The sequence below is a fragment of the Sphingomonas sp. genome (assembly GCF_031361285.1).
Taxonomy (GTDB): Bacteria; Pseudomonadota; Alphaproteobacteria; order Sphingomonadales; family Sphingomonadaceae; genus Sphingomicrobium.
Map to the genome: position 1 here is coordinate 26202 of NZ_JANMCO010000173.1, position 6349 is coordinate 32550.

Below are 6349 nucleotides of genomic sequence, written 5' to 3' on the forward strand. Positions count from 1 at the left end.
TTGGCTGGTCGAGGCGGGCGCGCTGGTCAGAGCGTCTTCACCCAGTCGCGATAGGCGGCTTCATCCAGCAGCCCGTTGACCTCGCCCGGGTCGGCCAGTTTCAACTTGAAAAACCAGCCCTCGCCTTCAGGATCGCGATTGATCAGCGCCGGGTCGTCGGCGACCGCGGCGTTGCCCTCGATCACTTCGCCGCCGACCGGCGAGTAGACGTCCGACGCAGCCTTGACCGATTCGACCACCGCGGCTTCGGCGCCCTTGGCCAGCTGCTTGCCCGCCGCCGGCACTTCGGCGAAGACGATGTCGCCCAGCGCCTGCTGCGCGTGGTCGGAGATGCCGACCGTGGCGACGTCGCCGTCGACGCGGACCCATTCATGCTCGCGGGTGAAATAGAGGCTCATGCGGCGGCTCCCTTGCGGTGGTAATTGTGGGGGACAAAGGGCAGCGCGGCGACGCGCGCCTCAAACAATTTGCCGCGCTGCTCAAGCTTCAGCGCGGTGCCCACTTCGGCGAGTGGAGTGGCAACAAAACCCATGGCGATCGGCCGCTGCAAAGTCGGCGAGAAGCCGCCGCTGGTAATGCGCCCAACTTCATTGCCCTCGCCGTCGAGCACCAGCGCGCCTTCGCGCACCGGCTGGCGGCCGTCGATGTCGAAGCCGACGCGGCGCTGGGGCGGGCCGTCGTCGAGCTCGGCAAGGATTCGCTGGGCGCCGGGAAAGCCGCCTTCGGACCGGCGGCGCTTGTTAATGGCGAAGGTCAGCCCGGCCATCACCGGGGTGGTCGACCGGTCGATGTCGTGGCCGTAAAGCGGCAGCCCGGCCTCAAGCCGCAGCGAATCGCGCGCGCCCAGTCCCACCGGCTTGACCGCATAGTCGGCGACCAGCGACTCAGCGACCGTTTCCGCCGCGGTCGAGGGAATGGACATTTCAAAGCCGTCTTCGCCGGTATAGCCCGACCGGCTGATCCACGCCGGATGGCCGGCAAGCCGGAACGCACCCCCCTGCATGAAGCCGAGGTCGCTCACGCCAGGTGCAATCCTCTCCAGTGCTTCGGCCGCTTTGGGGCCCTGCAATGCAAGCAGCGCCTGTTGCTTCATGTGATCGACGACGATCGTGCGCGGCAGGCTGCTTTCGAGGACCGCGATGTCGCCGTCCTTGGTGGCGCCGTTGACGACCAGGTAAAAATCCTCGCCGCGACGGGTTGCCATCAAATCGTCGATGATCCCGCCGTTGTCGTCGAGCAGCATGGAATAGCGAAGTTTCATGTCGGCGAGGCCGCGAAGGTCACCCGGCAGGAGCGCCTCCAGCGCGGCGTCAACATCGCTGCCGTGAACCAGCAGCTGGCCCATATGGCTGACGTCGAACAGGCCGGCATTGCCCCGCGCCCACGCGTGTTCGGCCATGATGCCTTCATATTGGACCGGCATCTCATAGCCCGCGAACGGGACCATGCGCGCGCCTTTGGAGCGATGCCAATTGTCTAGCGCAAGCGTCCGGATTTCCTGGACTTCGATGCCCTGACCCGACGGACTATCATGGTCTTCCTGGTGCATCAGATGCTCCCGCGACGAGTGACGACAGTTTCCGCCCCCGCAGGTTGCAACCCCGCGGACTTCAACCGGCGCCCCCTTCTGTCGCTGAGACCTGAGAGCTTTCCCCCGGATTGAGCCCGGGGTTACCCCTTCGGTGGCCCGCGCTGTCGCGAGGACGCTTTCCAGACTGTCAGGCGCGCGCGGTCCTGTGGCCTGAGAGATTCCGGGGGCGGTTGCTCCTTCGGCGCCGATCCACCCAATTGGGCATCACGAACTCTCCCGCGCGGCCTTCCGGCAGGTGCCGGTGACGGGTCGAGCCTTGGCCGTGTGCGCGCATTGAGTCAACGATCCGTGCGGTTTAGCGCGTCGCGTTATACCTGAGCATTTCGGGGGTCATCTGGAAACCGATCAGATGCTCGAAGGTCGCGCGCGCGACGGAGGCGCGAACCGCGGGATCGGAAAGCGGATCGATCGCCGCTTCGGCGTCGCCCGCTTTGCGCCGGCGGGTCAGGATTTCGCGGACATTGGCCGGCAGCGTCGCCGCCGCTCGCGATATCCAGATGACCGCCTGCCCCCTGGCCTGAGCGCGCTGGCTGCCGGCCGGGAAATTGAGCACGACCTGGCCAAGCCGCTTGGCGACAATCTGGCTGCCACCTTGGACCGCGACGCTAAAGAACGGCAGGACGACTTGCCGGGCAGGCCCCGCATCATGCCGGACGGCGACCACGTCGAAGGCCGCGTTGGACATCACCCGGTCGCCGGTCTCGTTGCAATTGTTGAACAGATTGGTGATCGACGCCGTGACGTCGATGGCCGACGCATCGCGGCTTTGCGGCGGGTTGAACAAGGTGATGTCGCCGGTCGCGGCCGGAATCCCGATCTCCGGGCAGGCGCTCCGCGTGACATACACGCCGCCGTCTTCGAATTGGCCCTTGCGGGAGCAGGCTGAGAGCAGCGACAGGATCAGCAGCGTGGCGATGCGGAGCTTCACAGGGGTGGGATTCCTTCGAAAGACGAACGCAGATCAGTAGACGCCGCTCATAGGAAGCGCCTTTCAACGCTGCAAGCGATCGCTTACATGCGCTGACCAATGGCTGAACGCCCTCCCTTGCATGTCCTGATTGCCGCGCCGCGAGGTTTCTGCGCCGGTGTCGATCGCGCCATCCAGATCGTCGAGCTGGCGCTCGAGCGGTTCGGCGCGCCCGTTTATGTCCGCCACGAGATCGTTCACAACCGCTTTGTCGTCGACCGGCTGCGCGACCAAGGCGCGGTGTTCGTCGACGAGCTCGACGAGGTCCCGGACGACCGGCCGGTGGTGTTTTCCGCCCACGGCGTGCCCAAATCGGTCCCCGCCATGGCCACCGAGCGCGGCCTGCACTTCGTCGATGCCACCTGCCCCCTGGTGTCCAAGGTCCACCGCCAGGCCGAGCGGCTGATTGCCGACGGTCGGCACATCCTGTTCATCGGCCATGCCGGGCACCCGGAGGTCATCGGCACGTTCGGCCAGGTCCCGGAAGGCTCGATCACATTGGTCGAGACGGTCGCGGACGCCGGCAGCGTCGCCGTGTTGGACCCGGCCAACCTCGCGTACCTGACCCAGACCACGTTGTCGGTCGACGACACCGCTGCGATCGTTGACGCCTTGACGGCACGGTTTCCCGCCATCCAGGCGCCGCGCAGCGAGGACATTTGCTACGCGACTTCGAATCGCCAGGCGGCGGTCAAGGCGATCGCGCCATCTTGCGAGAAGATGCTGGTCATCGGCGCGCCCAACAGCAGCAATTCGTTGCGCCTGGCCGAAGTCGCCGAGCGCCTCGGCGTGCCGTCGCGCCTGATTGAACGTGCCACCGACATCGACTGGGACTGGCTCGGCCAGCCGCAGACGCTTGGTGTCACCGCGGGCGCATCCGCCCCGGAACTGTTGGTGCGCGAAGTCATCGACGCATTGCGGTTGCGGTTCACGGTCATCGAGGACGAAACCGAGCACCGGCCCGAGGGCATGAGCTTCAAATTGCCTCGCGAGCTCGTCGCCTGACGATCGCGGGCGAACTGCCGAAGGTCGAGATTTTCACCGACGGGGCGTGCCGTGGCAATCCCGGCCCGGGCGGCTGGGCGGCGCTGATCCGCCTGAATTCAACAACAGGAACGCGCGCACGCGAGCGCGAGCTATCGGGCGGCGAACCACTGACCACCAACAACCGGATGGAGCTGAAGGCCGCGATCGAGGCCTTGAACGCGCTGACCAAGCCGTGCCGGGTAAGCCTGACCACTGACAGCGCCTACGTTCGCGACGGCATCACGCGCTGGATCCACGGCTGGCAGCGCAACGGCTGGCGCACCGCGGACCGCAAGCCGGTCAAGAACGCCGACCTGTGGCAGGAACTGCTCGACGCCATCGTGCCGCATCGAATCGACTGGCACTGGGTCAAGGGCCACAGCGGCCACCCCGAGAACGACCGCGTCGACGATCTCGCCTGCGCCGCCGCCGACGCACAACGCTAGTGTCCGCTTCCGACCCATTGCGGCTGCAGGCGCTAACTTTACTTCATCGGTTTCAGACTGGCGCTCTTCGCCGAGGCTGAACGATCAAAAGCGTAGCCAAACCAAGCGCTGCCACCACATCGTAACTGCCGCAGAATGCGGGCCACCATTCGGGAACGCCCCGTCCTGCGAGAAAGGTCTGACGATAGAAATCGAACACGCCGTGGAGCGCGAGCCCGGCAGCCACAATCCAGAGGCTGGTTCGGAAACCGATCGCGGCCAAGGCCGCAAAGAGAGCAAAAAAACCGATTTCGGCAACAAGGTCGTGGCCGCCGCCTGCCATTATATTAAACAGGACATACACAGAGCCTACGACCGTCAGCACGACCGCATAAAACGACCTGTCGCGGTCGTAGCCGACGACATGGGCGAGCAAACCCACCGCTGCTGCCAGGACAGGTCCGACAATCAAGGGATTCACTGAATTTCTCCCTCCTGACGCTCAGATTTGGCCCCGCAAATTGTCAGGGTTGAGGCTATTGTCTGCCTGCCACCCCAATCAAAAGCTGCAGGTGCATGCTGCGCATCGATCGCTCGCCGCGTAAACAGCGAACTTAGCGACCCGCACGGGGCTGGAAGGCGGCGGGATCGATTCTCGCCAGTTCAGGCGGCAGCGCATCCCCCCGAATCAACGCCGCGCACAGCAAGGACGCCGCGGGTGCGGTCTGGATGCCCATGCCGCCCTGCCCCGCGCACCAGAAAAAGGCCGGCTCGGTGGGATCGAAGCCGAGCTTCAACATCCGATCCGGCGCGAAGGTGCGTAAGCCCGCCCATTTGCGCTCGACCGCTTCGACCGGCCAGTCGACCGCTCGTTCGAATCGGTCGATCGCGTTGGCGACGTCGATGTCTTCGGGCGCGGCATCGCACGGGTCGACCGGCGTTTCGTCCAGCGGGCTGACCCAGACGCTGCTTGTGCCCTCGCCCTTGAAATAGAAACTGGTGTGGAGATCGGTGACTAAAGGCAGGTCCTTGAGGCCATCGCGGCCGACGCGCAGCTGGACCACGGTCCGCCGCATCGGCTGCAGCGCGATGCCCGACACTCCGCAGCGGGCGGCGACATCGTCGGCCCATGCGCCGGCGGCATTGACCATGATTGCCGCGCGAATCGGCCCGGCGGCGGTCTCGACCTCCCAACCGTCGCCCGATCGCCTGGCCGAGCGCAGGCCGGCATCGGTACGAACCTCGCCCCCATCGCGGCGAATCGCTGCCAAACAAGCGGCATGAAAAGCCGCGACCTCAATATCGGCACAGCTTTGTTCGTACCAGGCGCCGGTCCACTGCTCGCGAAGCCCGGGAATCATCCGGTCGAGCTCGGCGCGGTCGAGATAGACGAGCGCGTGCTCGCCAGTTAGCTCGTCGGCGCCTTCAATCCGGTCGCCGTGCGGGCCAGTCAAATGGACGGTGCCGCGGCGGCGCAGCAAAGGCGTCGACGTTCCCGGCCAGCCGGCGTCGAACATCGGCCTCGATGCAAAGCTCAAGCGCCGGGCTGGGCCGGCGCCGAGGCTGGCTTCCCAGAACGCGGCCGAACGCCCGGTTGAATGGCGGCCGCACAAATCCTCGGCTTCGATGAGAATCACGCGCCAGTCGCTGGCGAGACGTGCGCCGAGGCTCGCGCCGGCGATGCCGCCACCGACGATCAGGACATCGCAATCGATTGAAGAAGCCGTTTGCACCACCATGATGCGGCTTGGTTACGTTTTAGAAAGCCGCACCGTCTAGTGGTCGGCCGATGAACAACTTCGGATTTAGCGAATTGCTGCTTGGGCTTCTGGCGATTTTGCTGGTGGTCGCGGCGGTCATCGACATCCGGACCTTCACCATTTCCAACGCCCTCAGCCTCACCGTCGCTCTGCTCGCGCCGCTCTATTGGCTGTCGATCGCGCTGCCTTTGTGGCCCGATGCGGCGATCCAGCTCGGAATCGCCGTGGGTGTATTCATTTTATTGGCCGGGGCATTTTACGCCGGCATGATGGGCGGCGGTGACGTCAAGCTGGCCGCCGCGCTGGCCGTGTGGTTTTCGCCCGCATCCACCTTCAGATTCCTGGTGCTGATGTCGCTTGCCGGCGGCGTCGTGACTCTGGTCGCAATCGCCTTCCACCGGCTGCGCAAAAACGCCGGCCGACCCAAAATTCCATATGGCGTGGCCATCGCTTTTGGCGGTTTGGCCATTCTAACCCAACAGTTTCTTAACCAATTTGCCTGATGTGTGGAAACATAGTCGGGGCCCTTTAAGGGAGGCGATCGCGCCATGAACGTGAAGAAAATTGCGCTGCTGCTTGG

The 6349-nt window shown here is 65.0% G+C and carries 8 protein-coding genes and 2 riboswitches; of the genes, 3 read left to right on the forward strand and 5 right to left on the reverse strand.

Translation table 11 applies throughout. The annotated features are described in order from the left end of the window. Positions 1–26 precede the first annotated feature (26 nt). The 3 genes from gcvH to RMO25_RS13545 form a co-directional block, all read right to left on the reverse strand. On the reverse strand, positions 27–398 hold the full coding sequence (gene gcvH / locus RMO25_RS13535) for a glycine cleavage system protein GcvH (protein WP_309663127.1): 372 nt from the start codon (positions 396–398) through the stop codon (positions 27–29). After that, on the reverse strand, positions 395–1549 hold the full coding sequence (gene gcvT, locus RMO25_RS13540) for a glycine cleavage system aminomethyltransferase GcvT (RefSeq protein ID WP_309663128.1): 1155 nt from the start codon (positions 1547–1549) through the stop codon (positions 395–397). The genes gcvH and gcvT overlap by 4 nt, the downstream gene beginning before the upstream one ends. Before the next feature lie 77 nt (positions 1550–1626). Continuing rightward, positions 1627–1715: riboswitch (glycine riboswitch) on the reverse strand. 4 nt (positions 1716–1719) lie between these two features. Next, a riboswitch (glycine riboswitch) is annotated at positions 1720–1820 on the reverse strand. A 66-nt stretch (positions 1821–1886) separates the two neighbouring features. Next, positions 1887–2519, reverse strand: a complete 633-nt coding sequence (locus RMO25_RS13545) for a hypothetical protein (RefSeq protein WP_309663129.1) — start codon at positions 2517–2519, stop codon at positions 1887–1889. 99 nt (positions 2520–2618) lie between these two features. Between RMO25_RS13545 and ispH the strand changes: the two genes are divergently transcribed. Further along, the gene (gene ispH, locus RMO25_RS13550) at positions 2619–3563 is read left to right on the forward strand and encodes a 4-hydroxy-3-methylbut-2-enyl diphosphate reductase (RefSeq protein WP_309663130.1); all 945 of its coding nucleotides are present in this window, start codon (positions 2619–2621) and stop codon (positions 3561–3563) included. A 2-nt stretch (positions 3564–3565) separates the two neighbouring features. Further along, the gene (rnhA, locus tag RMO25_RS13555; RefSeq protein WP_309663135.1) at positions 3566–4030 is read left to right on the forward strand and encodes a ribonuclease HI; all 465 of its coding nucleotides are present in this window, start codon (positions 3566–3568) and stop codon (positions 4028–4030) included. Positions 4031–4082: 52 nt separating this feature from the next. On the opposite strand, the gene RMO25_RS13560 is transcribed toward rnhA, so the two are convergent. Then, positions 4083–4490 (reverse strand): hypothetical protein, encoded by a 408-nt coding sequence (locus RMO25_RS13560; protein WP_309663131.1) that lies wholly within the window; start codon positions 4488–4490, stop codon positions 4083–4085. Positions 4491–4623: 133 nt separating this feature from the next. Beyond that, the gene (locus RMO25_RS13565) at positions 4624–5748 is read right to left on the reverse strand and encodes an FAD-binding oxidoreductase (RefSeq protein ID WP_309663132.1); all 1125 of its coding nucleotides are present in this window, start codon (positions 5746–5748) and stop codon (positions 4624–4626) included. A 50-nt stretch (positions 5749–5798) separates the two neighbouring features. On the opposite strand from RMO25_RS13565, the gene RMO25_RS13570 reads away from it, so the two are divergent. Beyond that, positions 5799–6272 (forward strand): prepilin peptidase, encoded by a 474-nt coding sequence (locus tag RMO25_RS13570; RefSeq protein WP_309663133.1) that lies wholly within the window; start codon positions 5799–5801, stop codon positions 6270–6272. Positions 6273–6349 lie beyond the last annotated feature (77 nt).

Coding starts and splice junctions, on each gene's coding strand:
- gcvH (WP_309663127.1), bottom strand. CDS start 398: ATGAGCCTCTATTTCACCCGCGAGCATGAATGGGTCCGCGTCGACGGC.
- gcvT (WP_309663128.1), bottom strand. CDS start 1,549: ATGCACCAGGAAGACCATGATAGTCCGTCGGGTCAGGGCATCGAAGTC.
- ispH (WP_309663130.1), top strand. CDS start 2,619: ATGGCTGAACGCCCTCCCTTGCATGTCCTGATTGCCGCGCCGCGAGGT.
- RMO25_RS13565 (WP_309663132.1), bottom strand. CDS start 5,748: ATGGTGGTGCAAACGGCTTCTTCAATCGATTGCGATGTCCTGATCGTC.
- RMO25_RS13570 (WP_309663133.1), top strand. CDS start 5,799: ATGAACAACTTCGGATTTAGCGAATTGCTGCTTGGGCTTCTGGCGATT.